Source organism: Microvirga arabica, from assembly GCF_016811235.1.
Taxonomy (GTDB): Bacteria; Pseudomonadota; Alphaproteobacteria; order Rhizobiales; family Beijerinckiaceae; genus Microvirga; species Microvirga arabica.
In genome coordinates, this window is record NZ_JAFBID010000024.1 from 23324 (window position 1) to 39366 (window position 16043).

The 16043-nt window shown below is 63.3% G+C and carries 16 protein-coding genes; 2 read left to right on the forward strand and 14 right to left on the reverse strand.

What is annotated here, in order from left to right; translation table 11 throughout:
• Position 1 precedes the first annotated feature (1 nt).
• From JQC81_RS14080 to lipA, 3 genes are read right to left on the reverse strand one after another with little or no spacing between them, the layout of a single operon-like run.
• Positions 2–544: a P-loop NTPase family protein gene (locus JQC81_RS14080; RefSeq protein WP_203272437.1), complete on the reverse strand. Its 543-nt coding sequence runs from the start codon at positions 542–544 to the stop codon at positions 2–4.
• On the reverse strand, positions 541–1068 hold the full coding sequence (locus JQC81_RS14085) for an AAA family ATPase (protein WP_203272438.1): 528 nt from the start codon (positions 1066–1068) through the stop codon (positions 541–543). The genes JQC81_RS14080 and JQC81_RS14085 overlap by 4 nt, the downstream gene beginning before the upstream one ends.
• A gap of 15 nt (positions 1069–1083) precedes the next feature.
• Positions 1084–2043: a lipoyl synthase gene (lipA, locus tag JQC81_RS14090; RefSeq protein WP_203272439.1), complete on the reverse strand. Its 960-nt coding sequence runs from the start codon at positions 2041–2043 to the stop codon at positions 1084–1086.
• Between the two features lie 265 nt (positions 2044–2308).
• Here lipA and JQC81_RS14095 point away from each other — a divergent pair, with 265 nt between their 5' ends.
• On the forward strand, positions 2309–4264 hold the full coding sequence (locus tag JQC81_RS14095) for a sensor histidine kinase (RefSeq protein WP_203272440.1): 1956 nt from the start codon (positions 2309–2311) through the stop codon (positions 4262–4264).
• A 26-nt stretch (positions 4265–4290) separates the two neighbouring features.
• On the opposite strand, the gene JQC81_RS14100 is transcribed toward JQC81_RS14095, so the two are convergent.
• The 9 genes from JQC81_RS14100 to eno form a co-directional block, all read right to left on the reverse strand.
• Positions 4291–4746: a GFA family protein gene (locus JQC81_RS14100; RefSeq protein ID WP_203272441.1), complete on the reverse strand. Its 456-nt coding sequence runs from the start codon at positions 4744–4746 to the stop codon at positions 4291–4293.
• A 75-nt stretch (positions 4747–4821) separates the two neighbouring features.
• Entirely contained in the window at positions 4822–5310 is a 489-nt protein-coding gene (locus tag JQC81_RS14105; protein ID WP_203272442.1) for a hypothetical protein, read from the reverse strand.
• A 13-nt stretch (positions 5311–5323) separates the two neighbouring features.
• Positions 5324–6760 (reverse strand): dihydrolipoyl dehydrogenase, encoded by a 1437-nt coding sequence (gene lpdA, locus JQC81_RS14110; protein ID WP_203272443.1) that lies wholly within the window; start codon positions 6758–6760, stop codon positions 5324–5326.
• A 105-nt stretch (positions 6761–6865) separates the two neighbouring features.
• Positions 6866–8302 (reverse strand): pyruvate dehydrogenase complex dihydrolipoamide acetyltransferase, encoded by a 1437-nt coding sequence (locus JQC81_RS14115; RefSeq protein ID WP_203272444.1) that lies wholly within the window; start codon positions 8300–8302, stop codon positions 6866–6868.
• Positions 8303–8332: 30 nt separating this feature from the next.
• Positions 8333–8629 carry a DUF5076 domain-containing protein gene (locus JQC81_RS14120; RefSeq protein ID WP_203272445.1) on the reverse strand — a complete coding sequence of 99 codons (297 nt, stop codon included), beginning with the start codon at positions 8627–8629 and terminating at the stop codon, positions 8333–8335.
• A 4-nt stretch (positions 8630–8633) separates the two neighbouring features.
• Positions 8634–10079 carry a pyruvate dehydrogenase complex E1 component subunit beta gene (locus tag JQC81_RS14125; protein WP_203272446.1) on the reverse strand — a complete coding sequence of 482 codons (1446 nt, stop codon included), beginning with the start codon at positions 10077–10079 and terminating at the stop codon, positions 8634–8636.
• A gap of 63 nt (positions 10080–10142) precedes the next feature.
• Entirely contained in the window at positions 10143–11204 is a 1062-nt protein-coding gene (gene pdhA, locus JQC81_RS14130) for a pyruvate dehydrogenase (acetyl-transferring) E1 component subunit alpha (protein ID WP_203272447.1), read from the reverse strand.
• A gap of 172 nt (positions 11205–11376) precedes the next feature.
• Positions 11377–11691, reverse strand: coding sequence for an FtsB family cell division protein (locus JQC81_RS14135; RefSeq protein ID WP_203272448.1), 315 nt, complete (start codon positions 11689–11691; stop codon positions 11377–11379).
• 176 nt (positions 11692–11867) lie between these two features.
• Positions 11868–13151, reverse strand: a complete 1284-nt coding sequence (gene eno / locus JQC81_RS14140) for a phosphopyruvate hydratase (RefSeq protein ID WP_203272449.1) — start codon at positions 13149–13151, stop codon at positions 11868–11870.
• Between the two features lie 146 nt (positions 13152–13297).
• Between eno and queF the strand changes: the two genes are divergently transcribed.
• Positions 13298–13747 carry a preQ(1) synthase gene (queF, locus tag JQC81_RS14145; RefSeq protein ID WP_203272487.1) on the forward strand — a complete coding sequence of 150 codons (450 nt, stop codon included), beginning with the start codon at positions 13298–13300 and terminating at the stop codon, positions 13745–13747.
• Here queF and JQC81_RS14150 read toward each other — a convergent pair.
• Both JQC81_RS14150 and kdsA read right to left on the reverse strand, forming a co-directional pair.
• On the reverse strand, positions 13732–14901 hold the full coding sequence (locus JQC81_RS14150; protein WP_203272450.1) for an MFS transporter: 1170 nt from the start codon (positions 14899–14901) through the stop codon (positions 13732–13734). The two genes, queF and JQC81_RS14150, sit on opposite strands and share 16 nt — an antisense overlap.
• Positions 14902–15018: 117 nt before the next feature.
• Positions 15019–15867, reverse strand: a complete 849-nt coding sequence (gene kdsA, locus JQC81_RS14155; protein ID WP_203272451.1) for a 3-deoxy-8-phosphooctulonate synthase — start codon at positions 15865–15867, stop codon at positions 15019–15021.
• Positions 15868–16043: the final 176 nt, after the last annotated feature.

The following is a 16043-nucleotide window of genomic DNA, read 5'->3' on the forward strand; positions in this document are numbered from 1 at the left end:
CTCAGGCGGCCTCTCTGAAGGTTGCAAGCTCGGCCTCCAGGGCCGGAATGTCGGATCGGGAGCGCAGGATGTAAACGCGCTGGTCCGGGCGCAGGCGCTCCAGCATGTGGGCGGTCTTCGGTCGCATCTTGTTCGGATAGGACCAGATCCAACGCATGAAAGACCAATCGAAACGTTCCGGTCCGGTAGAACCAAGGTCGGGCCGCGTTCTCCCATAATGTCTGGCCACTCGCCAGAGCACGCTCAGCATGCATTGCCAGCGCGGCAGATCGAGCCAGACAATAGCGGAAGCGCGGGGCACGCGGATGTCGAAGGTGCTGGCGTAGTTTCCATCCATCACCCAGGCCGGCCGTGCAGTGAGTATCTTCACGCGCTCGCGCCATTCCGGCTTCGTCGGCGTGGTCCAGCCTGGCCCGAAATATTCCCGGTCGAGGTGGATCAAAGGCAAACCGAGGCGCTCGGCAAGACGGCTCGCCAGGGTGCTCTTGCCCGCGCCTGGGGAACCAATCACCAAGATGCGCTCACTGCCGTTCCAACGGGTCATGCTGAGGCCGCCAGAACACATTGATAGTCACGGCTCAGAAAATCTGCGACCTCACGCGGTGTTCGCAGGACGACTTTCTGATCACTTCGCAGCTTCTTCAGGAGCGCCTTGTTCTTCGGCCTGCTATGTTTGGAGAAGGTCCAGGTGTATCGCAAAAATTCAAGGTTCAGGCGCTCGGGGCATTCCTCCGCCATGTCCGGACGGACTCTTCCCCGGTAAGCGAGCACCCGCTTGATGATGCGGGCCATACACAACCAGCGCGGCAGGTCGAGCCAGATGACGGTTGTTGCACGGTCGAGCCGAATATGCAGCGTGTTGGCGTAGTTACCGTCTATGATCCAGCTTGGGCGCGCGGCCAGTTCCGCAACCCTGGCGGCCCATACGTCGTTCGGCAGGGAGATCCAGCCCGCAGACCAATGCTCCCGGTCCAGATGGATGAGGGGTAAGCCAAGCTGATCGCTGAGGCTCCTCGCCAGCGTGCTCTTGCCGGCGCCCGGGCTGCCGATGACCAGAATGCGCTGCATGCCTCGTCCGGTTCGTTAGCCGAGCTTCGCGAGACGGGCCGCTTTCAGCTTGGCAAAATCCTCACCTGCGTGATGCGAGGAACGCGTCAGCGGGGTCGAGGAGACCAGGAGGAAACCCTTGGCATAGGCTGTGGTTTCATAGGCCTTGAATTCATCCGGCGTCACGAAGCGGATCACCGGGTGGTGCTTCTTCGTCGGCTGGAGGTACTGGCCGATGGTCATGAAATCCACATCCGCCGAACGCAAGTCGTCCATGAGCTGGAGCACCTCGTTCCGCTCCTCGCCGAGACCCACCATGATGCCGGACTTCGTGAAGATGGTCGGGTCCAGTTCCTTCACCTGCTGCAGCAGGCGGATGGAGTGGAAGTACCGGGCGCCGGGACGGACTTTCAGGTACTTCGACGGAACCGTTTCGAGGTTGTGGTTGAAAACGTCGGGCTTGGCCGCCACGACGATCTCCAGCGCGCCCGGCTTCCTCAGGAAGTCGGGGGTGAGGATCTCGATGGTGGTCTTCGGCGAGCGGGCCCGGATGGCATGGATCACGTCGGCGAAATGCTGCGCGCCGCCGTCCGCCAAATCGTCGCGATCCACCGAGGTGATGACCACGTGCTCCAGGCCGAGCTTTTCCACGGCCTTGGCGACGCTTTCCGGCTCGTTTGGATCGAGCGCCTGCGGCAGCCCGGTCTTCACGTTGCAGAAGGCGCAAGCCCGGGTGCAGGTGTCGCCCATGATCATGAAGGTGGCGTGCTTCTTCTCCCAGCACTCGCCGATATTGGGGCAGCCGGCCTCCTCGCAGACCGTCACAAGCTTGTTCTCGCGCACGATGCGGTTGGTCTCGGCCCATTTGGGCGAGCCCGGCGCCTTCACGCGGATCCATTCGGGCTTGCGCTGCTGAACCGGCTGGTCCGGCCGATGCGCCTTTTCAGGGTGGCGAGGGCGCTGATCCTTGTTCAGAAGGTCGAGAACGACGGCCATGAAGCTAAACCTTTGGGGCGAAGGGATCCCGCCCCTTCCGACGTGAGCCTGATTTAAGGCTTTCAAGGCCTAATCGCAAATGCTCAGATTGCGGGGCAGGCTTTCCTTCCATGGTTTCTGCCTGCTCAAGGGTGGCTCGACCCAAGACAAAGTGCATGGCACCGAGCCTGACCTCGCGACCGGCAACTTCTGGTTGTTCGCCTGAACCGAAGCCCTCGTTGGCCGTTACTAGCCTATTCATTCCAAGGTGTTGAGACACAGGCCTATGAACCAGACGTCGAAGCGGAACGGGGTCGTGGCGATTCCGCCTGCCGAACAGGTTCTGGATGCGATGGCCGGTCCGATAGCCGTGCTTGATTGGTCCGGCACCATCATTGCCGTCAACCGGGCTTGGCGCGAGTTCGGTTGCGCCAACAGCGGCAAGAGTACTCGGCATGTGGGAACGAACTATCTCGACATCTGCGACCGTGCCGTCGGGGTCGAAGCGGCCTGCGCCAAGGCGGCCGCCGCCGGAATCCGGTCCGTGCTGGCAGGGGAGCCGGTCTTCTCGCTCGAGTATCCATGCCATTCCCCTACGCGGAAGCGGTGGTTCCAGCTTCATGCATCCTGTCTTCACCACGACGGCCACGCCTACGCTGTCGTGGCTCACCACGACATCACCGACCGCATATTGGTCGAGCAGGAGCGGCAAGGCCTTCTGGCAAGGGCCCACCGGCACCAGGAGCAGCTCAAGGCGCTGACGGCCGTGTCGACGAGGATTGCCGCCGGGGACAGTCCTGAAGCCATCTTCCGCGACATCACCGAACAGGCGCGGCTGATCGTCGGCGCCCATTGGGCCGCCACCCACACGCTTCCCTATGCCCTGTGGCCCAGCGAACCCGTCATTGTCTCCGTTTCGGACAAGTATGGCGGCTTTCCCGCATCCGCTCTGGCTCGGAGCGGTGCGGGCCTATACTCCCATGTGCTCCAGCTCGCCTCCCCGCTCCGACTGACCGCGACCGAGCTCAGCGCCTACCCGCATCTGCAGGATACCTATCTCGCGGAGACCGCCTCCCCGGCGATGCCGGGCGTGCTCGCCGCCCCAATAATCAGCCCGCAGGGTGGCACGTTGGGCGTGCTCATGCTGCTCGACAAGCAGCATGGCGAGTTCACCGCCGACGACGAGGCCATCCTCACCCAGCTTGCCCAGATCGCATCGGTGTCCGTCGAGAACGCCGTTCAGACAAGAGCCGAACGGGAAAGCCGCGAGCGGCTCTGGGCGACCCATGAGCATGCCGGCGTCGGCATGGCCGAAACCAATGCGACGGGTCAGTTTCTGACCGTCAACAGGGGGCTTTCCGTCATCACCGGCTATTCCCGGAGCGAGCTTCTGAACCTGAGCCTCTTCGATCTCGTGCATCCCGACGATTCCAGCGCCGAACATGCGCTCTACGACCGGCAGGTCGCAGGCGAGCTGAAAACCTACTCCCTGGAGAGACGCTCGATCCGCAAGGATGGCTCGAGCGTCTGGCTGAATGTCTCGTCGACCGCGGTTTTCAACGAGCAGGGTGAGTTTCGGTACAGCGTCCGGGTTATCCAGGATATCCACCAGAAGAAGCGATTCGAGCAGCGCCAAGCTCTGCTGGTGAGGGAGCTGCATCACCGGGTGCGCAACAATCTGGCAGTCGTCCAGGCTCTCGCGAGCGCGACGGGCCGCACGTCAACCAGCATACGCGACTTCAACAGGTCCTTCTCGTCACGGATCGCAGCCCTCGCCAAAACCCAGACCCTTCTGACCGAGGATTACTGGCAGACGGCGCCCTTGCGGGAGATGCTGGAATGTGAGCTTCAGCCCTTCTGGGCGAGGAGACATGAACGCTTCCGGCTGGAGGGGCCGGACGTGAACCTCTCGGCTGATATCGCCATCCCGCTGAGCATGGCGTTGCATGAGCTGACGGCAAATGCGGCTCGGTACGGTGCGCTGTCCGTGCGCAAAGGATGCGTCGCCGTCAAGTGGGAGCTTGCCACTGCCGAAGGCAGCCGGGAACTCCATCTCAGCTGGGTGGAGCAGAACGGCCCACCTGTTGGGAGCCCGTCGCACAGCGGGTTCGGTACGTTCCTGCTCGAACGCGTCCTGCCGGCCCAGTGTCATGCGAAAGCGAATCTGAGATTCGACCCGGCGGGGCTGCAATGCGAGATCCATGTGCCCTTGGTCACGCACCGGCTTGTGCCCGAATACTGAAAATCTTCGATCCGTCCTCGCGCCGTTCAGCCAGAGGTTCGTGCAAACTCCTCAACCAGCTCGGCGTAGCGCTCCATCGGCGGGAACTTCTCGAAGCTGTGGACCGCCGAGGTCCTGGCCCACGGCAGCGCCTCGCTCGTGTAGGTCTCGATGAAAGGCCTGAATCCCCTCGCATCATTGAGCATCGTTGCACGGACGTTCACGAAATCGTCGAGCCCCTCCGGCCGCGTGAACAGCCAGCTCATGCAATGCGGGCAGAAGAAATGCCGGGTAGCGCCGTGAAGGCCGCCGATCACCGGCTCTCCCTCCGTCACTTCAAACTGGGAATTCGCATAGAGGGAACTCAGCGAGAAAGCGCTTGCGGTCATGCGCTGACAGCCCGTGCAATGGCATGCCATGTTGAGAATGGGTGCGCCACGAACCTGAAACCGCACCCGCCCGCACCTGCACTCGCCTTCGTGCACGTGATCCCGATCTTCCATCGCATCCTCCACAGCGGATTCTAGGAACGCTCTCGCGGGTCATCAGCCCTGTCAAGGCGCCACCCAGAACGTGTTCTATAGCTTGACGCCTCTGTCGAACCGAAGAGGTTCATCCGGCTTGTCCGACGCGGTGACGGGAACGACCTGGCCCCCGGCCGGGGCACCCTCGCCTGCGCTGTCGGGATCGATGACGATGCGCACCGCATCGTCTCCCGCCGCTTCGACGGAACGCGGGACAGGAAAGGCGTCAGCCGTGAGGATCGTGTAGCTCCACCAGGCATGAGGGCCGAGACGAAGCGTATAGACGCCCGCAGTCGTTGCGCCGCAGCCCCGGCGCTCGATGGACCAGACGAGATCGCGGCCTGGTATCCGCCCTTGGGCGGTGGTCTCCGACGAGCACATCATGGCATCGAAGGCGGCCACGAGGCCGAGCGGGACGCAGAGTGCGGCCAGCAGGAGGGCAAAAGATAAGCCCAGCCGGCGAGAAGGCCGGCTGAGCCTAAGAGAGACCAGCAATGCCGCAATGGTCAAACCGAGGCAGAGAAGAAAGAGACCGCCCCACATAGCCGATACGCGATCAGATGTGGATCACGCGCCCATACGCATCCATGACGCTCTCGTGCATGGTCTCGGAAAGGGTCGGATGCGGGAACACGGCGTGGATCAGTTCCTCTTCCGTGGTCTCCAGGTTCATGGCGATCACGTAGCCCTGGATCAGCTCGGTCACCTCCGCGCCGATCATGTGGGCACCGAGCAGCTGGCCGGTCTTCTTGTCGAAGATGGTCTTCACGAGGCCTTCCGGCTCACCGAGCGCAATCGCCTTGCCGTTGCCGATGAACGGAAACCGGCCGACGCGGACATCAAAACCCTGCTCCTTGGCCTTGGCTTCGGTGAGGCCGACGGAGGCTACCTGCGGATTGCAGTAGGTGCAGCCCGGGATCTTGGCCTTGTCCATGGCATGGGTGTGCATGCCCTTAATGGTCTCGACGCAGATCACGCCCTCGTGCTCGGCCTTGTGCGCCAGCATGGGCGGGCCCGCCACATCACCGATGGCGTAGATACCGGGCACGTTGGTGCGACCGAGACCGTCGGTGACGACGATGCCGCGCTCAATCTTCACGCCTACCTTCTCGAGGCCGAGATTCTCGATGTTGCCGACGACGCCGACGGCGGAGATCATCCGCTCGGCCGTGATCGTCTGCGTGGTCTTGCCGTCGTCAATGGTGGCCGTGATAGAGTTTGCGCCCTTCTCCACCTTCGTGACCTTCGCGCCGGTGAGGATCTTCATCCCCTGCTTCTCGAAGCGCTTGCGGGCCAATCCTGCGATCTCCGCATCCTCGACGGGCAGGATCTGCGGCATCACCTCGACCACCGTCACATCCACGCCCATGGTGCGGTAGAAGGAGGCGAACTCAATGCCGATGGCACCCGAGCCCATGACGATCAGCGACTTCGGCATGGCGGGCGGCACCATGGCTTCGAAATAGGTCCAGATCAGCTTGCCGTCCGGCTCAATGCCGGGCAGCGCACGAGGCCGCGCACCGGTCGCCACGATGATGTGCTTGGCCGCATAGGTGCCGGGCTCCAGCACGCCCTTGGGCACCGGGTTCTGCGGCTGCATGGCGGGCTTCTTCGGCGCCGTGACGACCACTTCGCCAGGCTTGGAGATCGCCGCCTCGCCCCAGATCACATCGACCTTGTTCTTCTTGAGCAGCATGCCGACGCCGCCGTTGAGACGGCCCGACACGCCGCGCGAGCGCTGCACGATGGCAGCCGCATCGAAGCCGATACCCTGCGCGGAGAGCCCGTAATCCTTGGCGTGCTCCATGTAGTGGTAGATCTCGGCCGAGCGCAGCAGCGCCTTGGTCGGAATGCAGCCCCAGTTGAGGCAGATGCCGCCGAGATGCTCGCGCTCCACGACCGCGGTCTTGAACCCGAGTTGCGCCGCGCGGATCGCCGCCACATAGCCCCCCGGCCCGCCGCCGATGACGATGATATCGTATTGATTTGCCATAGAAATCCCCCGTCATGCCCGGGCTTGGCCCGGGCATCCACGTCTTCGTGGAGCGGGCCGTTGAAGGACGTGGATGGCCGGCACGAGGCCGGCCATGACGATCAATTAAACGAGCATCCCCATCGGGCTCTCAATGAGCTGTTTGAACGCAGCCAGCAGTTCCGCGCCGAGGGCGCCGTCGACCACGCGGTGGTCGCAGGAGAGCGTCACTGTCATGGCCTGCACGACCGCGGGAGCGCCGTTCTTCACCACGACCCGCTGCTCGCCGGCGCCGACTGCCAAAATCGTGCCGTGGGGCGGGTTGATGACGGCCTGGAAGTCCTTGATGCCGTACATGCCGAGGTTCGACACAGCCGTCGAGCCGCCGGTATACTCCTCCGGCTTCAAGCGGCGGTTGCGGGCGCGGCCAGCCATGTCCTTCACCTCGGCCGAGATGGCCGTGAGCGTCTTCTGCTCCGCCTTGCGCACCACCGGCGTGAACAGGCCGCCCTCGATGGCGACTGCCACGCCCACATCCGAATGCTTCATCTTCAGGATGCGATCCTCGGCCCAGACCGCGTTGGCAGCGGGCACGCGCTGGAGCGCGATGGCGAGCGCCTTGATGACGAAGTCGTTGACCGAGAGCTTGTAGGCGGGCTTGCCGTCCTTGTCCTTGCCGGCGGCCGCGTTGATCTGCTCGCGCAAGGCCATGAGCGCATCGAGTTCGCAATCCAGCGACAGGTAGAAATGCGGCACCGTCTGCTTCGATTCGACGAGGCGCTTGGCGATGGTCTTGCGCATGCCGTCGAGCGGCACTTCCTCGTAGGAACCAGCCTCGAACATGGCCTTGACCTGATCGGCACCCATGCTCTGGGCCAGCTGCGGGGCAGCAGGTTTGCCAGCCGGAGCTGGTGTTGGTGCAGCGGTAGCCGGAGCGGCTGCAGGCTTCGTGCCGCCACCCTGGAGCGCTGCGCGCACATCCTTTTCGACGACGCGGCCATGGGGGCCGGAGCCTTGGATCGACGCGATGTCGACGCCAGCCTCGCGGGCAATGCGCTTGGCGAGCGGCGAGGCGAATACGCGGTTGCCGGAGGCCTGCGGCTGCCCTGCCCCATTGGGCTTTGCGGCCGTTGCAGGACCTTCGGGAGCCTGATCGACGCGGGCGTAGGACATGTGGGCGTTCGGATCACCCTGAACGGTGTTGGCCTGCGGCTGGGGCGCGGCTGCGGGAGCAGCCGGAGCCGCAGCGGCTTCAGCCTTCGGCGCAGGCGCTGCGGCACCGCCGCCAGATGCCGGAGCCGTGACGCTCTTCGGATCCTCGCCCTCGGCGGCGATCAGCGCGATGAGCTCGTTAACGGGAACGTCCGCCGTTCCTTCGGGCACCACGATCTTGGCGAGGATGCCTTCATCCACCGCCTCCACTTCCATGGTGGCCTTGTCGGTCTCGATCTCGGCAATCACATCGCCGGACTTCACCGAGTCGCCTTCCTTCTTCAGCCACTTGGCAAGGTTGCCCTTTTCCATAGTGGGAGACAGGGCGGGCATCAGGATATTGATGGGCATGGCGTTTTAGATCCTGACCTGATCTGGGATTCAGTTGATAGCCTGCGTCGAGCCGGGATCGCTCGGATCGTCCAGCTCGGCCTGGATGCCGGCGGCGATTTCGGCCAGAGCCTCCTCCTCGGAGAACTCCGTTTCCATGGCATAGACGCGCGCGGCGTGACGGGCGAGGTCCACTAGGAGCACGCCCCAAGTGAACGGATCGTCGAAGGCGCGGCGAAGCGCGATGCTCACCTCGCCATCGACCACCGAAGCCCTCAGGATCTCGATGCCGCCCTTTTCGAGGACGTCAGGCGGAACGTTGAGGGCTTCGAATTTCCGTTCTGTCATGAGGTCACCTGTAGCAAACGGCCTTCGCCGCCTGCACCACTTCGGCCACGTTCGGCAGCGCGAGCTTCTCAAGGTTGGCCGCGTACGGCATCGGAACGTCCTTGCCCGTGATGCGGATCACGGGCGCGTCGAGATAATCGAACGCGTTCTCCATGATGCGCATGGCGATTTCGGCGCCCACGCCCGATTGCGGGAATCCCTCTTCCACCGTGATGCAGCGGCCCGTCTTCATGACCGAGGCGACGATGGTCTCGGTATCCATCGGGCGGATCGTGCGAAGGTCGATGACCTCGGCGTCGATGCCTTCCTTCTCCAGTTCCTGCGCGGCCTTGAGCGCATAGGTCATGCCGATCGAGAAGGACACGATGGTGACATCCTTGCCCTCACGATGGATGCGTGCCTTGCCGATCGGCACCGTGAAGTCATCGAGCTTCGGCACAGGGAAAGACTGGCCGTAGAGGATCTCGTTCTCCAGGAAGACGATCGGGTTCGGATCGCGGATGGCACTCTTGAGGAGCCCCTTCGCGTCGGAGGCCGTGTAGGGCGCGATGACCTTGAGGCCCGGAACGTTCGAGTACCAGGCGGCATAGTCATGGCTGTGCTGCGCACCAACGCGTGCCGCCGCGCCGTTGGGGCCGCGGAACACGATGGGAGCGCCGAGCTGGCCGCCTGACATGTAGAGGGTCTTGGCCGCCGAGTTGATGATCTGGTCAATCGCCTGCATGGCGAAGTTGAAGGTCATGAACTCGACGATGGGGCGCAGCCCCGTGAAGGCCGCGCCGACGCCGACGCCGGCAAAACCGTGCTCGGTGATTGGCGTGTCGATGACGCGCTTGGCCCCGAACTCCTGCAGCAACCCTTGAGTGACCTTGTAGGCGCCCTGGTATTCGGCCACCTCTTCGCCCATGACAAAAACGGAGCTGTCCTTGCGCATCTCCTCGGCCATGGCATCGCGAAGGGCTTCGCGCACGGTCATGTTGACCAGCTCGGTGCCCTCTGGAATTTCCGCCATGGCGTTGTAGCTGGTGCGGTTCGTGATAACGGAGGGCGCTGCCGGAGTCGAAAGATCCGTCTGCTGCGGACGCTCGGATGGAGCCGGACGGTCGGCCAGTCCTTCAGCCTGCATATCAGGCGTCGGTGCTGGCTGGGCTTCCTGCGCCGGAGCCGCCGGCGCCTTTGCTGAAGAGGCAGCGGCGGACACGTCCTCACCTTCGCCCGCGAGGATCGCGATGGGGGTGTTCACGGCCACATTGTCGGTACCGTCGGATACGAGAATCTTGACGAGGACACCTTCGTCGATCGCCTCGACCTCCATGGTCGCCTTGTCGGTCTCGATCTCGGCCAGCACGTCGCCGGGCTTGACCTGATCGCCCTCTTTTTTCAGCCACTTGGCCAGTTTGCCCTGCTCCATGGTGGGCGAGAGGGCAGGCATGAGAATATCGATCGCCATTAAAAGACCTGTTTTGATTGTCGCAGCGGCGAGATTCAGGGAGAAGCGGCGCGAGTGCGCCGCTTAGAGAAGGATGTCCGTGTAGAGCTCGGACGGATCGGGCTCCGGATCGTGGGTGGCGAACTCGGCCGCCTCGTTGACGATCTCGCGCACCCGGCTGTCGATGGCTTTCAGCTCGTCTTCCGACAGCTTCCAGCTCTCCAGGAGACGGCGGCGCACCTGCTCGATCGGATCGTGCTCCTCGCGCATGCGGGTCACTTCATCCTTCGTGCGGTACTTGGCCGGATCGGACATGGAGTGGCCGCGGTAGCGATAGGTCTGCATCTCGAGGATGTAGGGACCCTTGCCCGAGCGGGCATGCTCGATGGCGCGCTGGCCAGCGGCGTAGACCGCGCGGATGTCCATGCCGTCCACCTGCTCGCCGGGAATGCCGAAGGACACGCCGCGCTTCGAGAAGTCGGTCTGGGCCGATGCGCGCGACACTGCCGTGCCCATGGCGTAGCGGTTGTTCTCGATCACGTAGACGACGGGCAGCTTCCAGAGCTGCGCCATGTTGAAGCTCTCGTAGACCTGGCCCTGGTTAGCGGCACCGTCACCGAAATAGGTCAGGCAGACATTGCCGTTCTCGCGGTACTGATTGGCGAAGGCGATGCCGGTGCCCAACGACACCTGCGCGCCCACGATGCCATGGCCGCCATAGAAATGCTTCTCCTTGGAGAACATGTGCATGGAGCCGCCCTTGCCTTTCGACAGGCCGCCGCGGCGTCCCGTCAGTTCGGCCATGACGCCCTTCGCGTCCATGCCGCAGGCGAGCATATGACCGTGATCACGATAGCCGGTGATCACCTGGTCGCCCTCCTTCGTCGCCATCTGCATGCCGACGACAACGGCTTCCTGGCCGATATAGAGGTGGCAGAAACCGCCGATTAGGCCCATGCCGTACATCTGTCCTGACTTCTCCTCGAAGCGCCGGATCAGAAGCATCTCGTTGTAGGCGGACAGGTCCTGGTTCTTGTCGAATTGTGGGGAATTGGGAGCAGCTCCGCGTGTGGAGCCTTTAGTGGAAGTGGTCTTGTTAGCCGCGCCTGCACCAGCACGGCCCGCCTTGCGGGCAGCAACAGCCATCGGGTCCTCCGAAGGGTTTCCTCGACGAAAGTTGTAGCGCAGACGGAGAGGGAAATCGAGTGGGCTAAAAGCCGTTTTGCGCTGCACAATGAAACGCGCAAGCTACTGTTATATAACGCCTTTACACGATTAACTTGAATTCAGTTAAGCAGAACTTTTGGGCTATGCTTAATCATGGGCCTGTGATGATGACGAGATCGTTCTTATGCACACGTCCTAACATTACGCGTGCTCTTTCCTCGAGCAGATCCCGGTCGATCTGATCGCTTCGCAGCAGGGCGATGCGGCGCTCCCAGTCGGAACGCTGAGTCCTCAAACCCGCAAGCTCACCGGAAAGTTCAGCCACCTGAGCTTCATATTTTTGTCGGGCCTCGATGCCGCGCGCACCGCTATGGGCGTGATGCACGAAATAGCCGGCCACAGCCGCCGAAATGCTATAAAGCACCAGCGGGATCAGAAATCGTCGTGCGCGCCTGCGGATTACCATAGCGCTGAGTCTTACAGCATCATGGTTAAAGAGGTGTTAGGGGCGCACCTTGCGTGTCATCGCCGGCCTTGTGCCGGTGATCCCGATTGTATGATGCACAGCGCTTTTTGAATCGAAATGGCCGGGACAGGCCCGGCCATGACGAGAAAGGGTGAGTGAAAACTCCGTCTATGGGATCAGGCTAGCGCCTTCAGCGCGGCACCTCCTGCGTACTGCGCCTGCGAGCCCAGTTCCTCCTCGATGCGGATGAGCTGGTTGTACTTCGCCAGTCTGTCCGACCGGGCCAGAGAGCCGGTCTTGATCTGTCCGCAGTTCGTAGCCACCGCGAGGTCCGCGATGGTGGAGTCCTCCGTCTCGCCCGAGCGGTGGGACATCACAGCGGTGTAGCCGGCGCGGTGGGCCATGTCGACGGCGGCCAAAGTCTCGGTGAGCGAGCCGATCTGGTTCACCTTCACGAGCAGTGAGTTGGCGACACCCTGCTTGATGCCCTGCGAGAGACGGTTCACGTTGGTGACGAAGAGATCGTCGCCCACGAGTTGGCACTTGGAGCCGATCAGGTCAGTCACAGCCTTCCAGCCCTCCCAATCGTCCTCGGACATGCCGTCCTCGATAGAAGCGATAGGATAAGCGGAGACGAGCTTAGCGAGATACTCGGCCTGCTGCTGCGGGCTCAGCGTCTGGCCCGTGCCCTCATAATGATAGGCGCCGCTCTTGAAGAACTCGGTGGCCGCGCAGTCGAGGCCGATCACCATGTCTTTGCCGGGCTTGTAGCCGGCCTGCTCGATGGACTTCATGATGAAGTCGAGGGCGGCTTCCGCGGAGGGCAGGTTCGGGGCGAAGCCGCCCTCGTCGCCCACATTGGTGTTGTGGCCGGCATCCTTCAGGGCTTTTTTAAGGGTGTGGAACACCTCGGCGCCCATGCGCACGGCCTCCGCCAGGGTCGGCGCGCCGACCGGCATGATCATGAACTCCTGGAAGTCGATGGGATTGTCCGCATGAGCGCCGCCGTTGATGATGTTCATCATCGGCACGGGAAGAACGCGGGCCTGCGTGCCGCCGACATAACGGTAGAGCGGCAAGGTCGAAGCTTCCGCTGCAGCCTTGGCGACCGCCAGCGAGACGCCGAGAATCGCGTTGGCGCCGAGGCGAGCCTTGTTCGGGGTGCCGTCGAGCTCGATCATCGCCTCGTCGATGGCGACCTGCTCTTCGGCGTCCATGCCGCCGATGGCGTCCAGGATTTCATTGTTGACCGCATCGACGGCCTTGAGCACGCCCTTGCCGAGATAGACCTTCTTGTCGCCGTCGCGCAGCTCGACCGCCTCGTGAGCGCCGGTAGAGGCGCCGGAGGGCACGGCAGCACGGCCCATGGAGCCGTCTTCGAGGGTGACATCCACCTCGACGGTGGGGTTGCCTCGGCTATCGAGGATCTGGCGGGCAAAGACGTCGATGATCGCTGTCATAAGGCAGGCTCCTGCTGGCTGAAGTGCGGCCGGGGCAGCCCGGGAAGCGGGTGCGGCCTCAAGTCATGGATTGGCTTATTGACCGAAATACCCAGGTGGGCAAGGACGGCAAGAGCCTCTCCCTCCTCGATCCAAGGCGAAATCGCATGACCGAAACCCATCTCCAGCTCGGCCAGTCAAGCCACCTCCCCGATTCTCCTGAGTCAGCGCAGCTCGACCGGGTACCGAACCCGCACCCCGACACCGACTATCTGGCGCGTTTCACCGTGCCGGAATTCACCTCGCTCTGCCCGGTGACGGGCCAGCCGGATTTCGCGATTATCGTAATCGACTACGCGCCTGGGCCTTGGCTGGTCGAGTCGAAGTCGCTGAAGCTCTACATGCACAGCTTCCGCAACCACGGCGCCTTCCATGAGGATTGTACGGTCGCCATCGGCAAGCGCCTCGCGGACCTGCTGGAGCCCCGGTATCTGCGCATCGGCGGCTACTGGTATCCGCGCGGCGGCATCCCGATCGACGTGTTCTGGCAGACCGGCGAGTTGCCGAAGAACCTCTGGCTGCCCGACCAGGGCGTTGCCCCTTACCGGGCCCGCTGAGCGGCCGGCCGCGTCAGGAAGAAGGATGCGGTGAGGCCAACCCCGAGGATGATCAGGGCGGCAACGGATGTCGTCCCGGTCAGCCCGATGTTGCGCAGGCCGAAGCCCATCAGCACGACGCCGAGCGCCTGACCGCAGAAGAACGAGAACGCATGGAGCGCCACCGCCGAGGCGCGGGCGCCCGGCGCCACCTCCGTCACCTGGGCTTGGAAGGTGTTGTGAAGCATGTAGAAGCCGAGCCCCAGGAAGAGCATGGCGGCGGCATCAAGTTTCCAGTCGCCGCCCAGTCCGAGAAGGATGAGCGCGACGCCTGCAGAGAAACCGCCGCCCATGAGGATGGGCCCGATGCCGAGCCGCTTCAGCATCCAGGCGACGAGCGCAGAATAAACGAGCCCGCCAATGGCGAATCCGCCAAGGGCAAAGCCGGCCTCGGTGGCCCCGCCCCCGCCTCGCTCCTCGAGTAGGGGCGCCACATAGGGGAAGATGCCGAAAATGGCGATGGCCTCAACGAAGACGAGGCTGAAGAGGGTCAGCGCGCGCGGATTGGACAGGATGTCCCGGTAGCGCAGGAGCGCACCTCTCAGATCGAACCGCCCTCCCGGCAGCGCTCCCCTGAAGCCGATGACGGTTGCGGCAAGGGCCAGGGCGACCATGAGAGTGGAGAGGGAGAAAACGCCTCGCCAGCCGATCCACTCGGCGAGCAGCCCCGCAAAGGACGAGCCCGCCAGCTGGCCGATGATCACGGCAATGAAGTATCGGCTCAGGGCCACCTGGCGCTGCCCCATGTCCACCCGGTCGCCGATCAGCGCAATGGAGAGCGGAATAGACCCGCCGGCAGCGGCACCGGCAATGATGCGAAGCGTGAAAAGTGTCGAAGGATCGGGCGCAAAGATGGAGCAGGCGAGCGCCAGGAAAAGCACCGCCAGAGCCACCTTCATCACGCGCTCCTTGCCGAGTGCGTCGCCGACCGGACCCAGCACGGGCTGGATGAAGGCATAGGGCAGCGCGAAGGCGGCCGAGAGCAGGGCAATGGTCTGCGGCGTTGAGCTCAGGTCCCGGGCGATCACGCCAACCATCGGTTCGACGGCACGGCCGGAGAAGGTGCTGGCAAAGCCGCTGGCGGCGAGGATCAGGATCAGGTTGCGGGAGGACATGGGCGCCTGACGGAGGAACCGTGGAGAAAGCCTCTGCGTCCTATCACGACCACTCCGTTACGCGAGCGGCAGGAATGCAGACCTGCCCTCGCTATGGTACATGGAACGGATCAAGCCTCAAGCCTGCCGGTTCTTCGCCAGCGCATCGAAGGCCTTGAGCTGGGCGAGCAGCGCCTCGAGTTCCTTAAGCGGCACCATGTTGGGCCCGTCCGAGGGCGCCTTGTCAGGATCCTGGTGCGTCTCGATGAAGACACCCGCGACACCCACCGCAACGGCCGCACGGGAGAGAACCGGAACGTATTCCCGCTGACCGCCCGAGGTGGAACCCTTTCCGCCGGGCTGCTGCACGGAATGCGTGGCGTCGAAAATCACCGGAGCGCCCGTCTCAGCCATGATCGGCAGGCTGCGCATGTCGGACACGAGGGTGTTGTAGCCGAAGGAGGCGCCGCGCTCGGTAAGCATGACGTTCGGGTTGCCGGCCGCCTTCACCTTCTCGGCAACATTGGCCATGTCCCAGGGAGCCAGGAACTGGCCCTTCTTCACGTTGACGACGCGTCCGGTCTTGGCGGCTGCGACCAGGAGATCCGTCTGGCGGCAGAGGAAGGCCGGTATCTGGAGAACGTCGACGACCTCCGCAACGGCGGCGCACTGGTCGTTCTCGTGCACGTCGGTGAGCACGGGCAGACCGTAACGCTCCTTAACCTCGGCAAAGATGGCGAGCGCCTTGTCAATCCCAATTCCGCGGGCGCTAGAGATCGAGGTGCGGTTCGCCTTGTCGAATGACGACTTGTAGACGAGGCCCAGGCCCAACTTTCCGGCCATCTCACTGAGAGCCGCTGCCATCTCCAGTGCGTGGTCGCGGCTTTCCATAGCGCAGGGCCCGGCAATGATGCTGAGCGGAAGATGGTTACCGAAGCGGACGGAGCCGATCTGGACGGTGTTCTGGAGCTGGTTGGTGTCAGTCATGGGCTGTCACTAGCCTTTTCGTTCCCAAAGGCAAAGCGGCGAAATGCCGTGGAAGCATCAAACCCAAAGGGCGCACCGGGAAGAACCGGTGATTCTACCGGGAAGCATCTGTTTTCTGCTCCAATCGGCACAATCAGTAAGCTTCCCTTAGGTAATTAGGTAAAGAGTATTGAAGT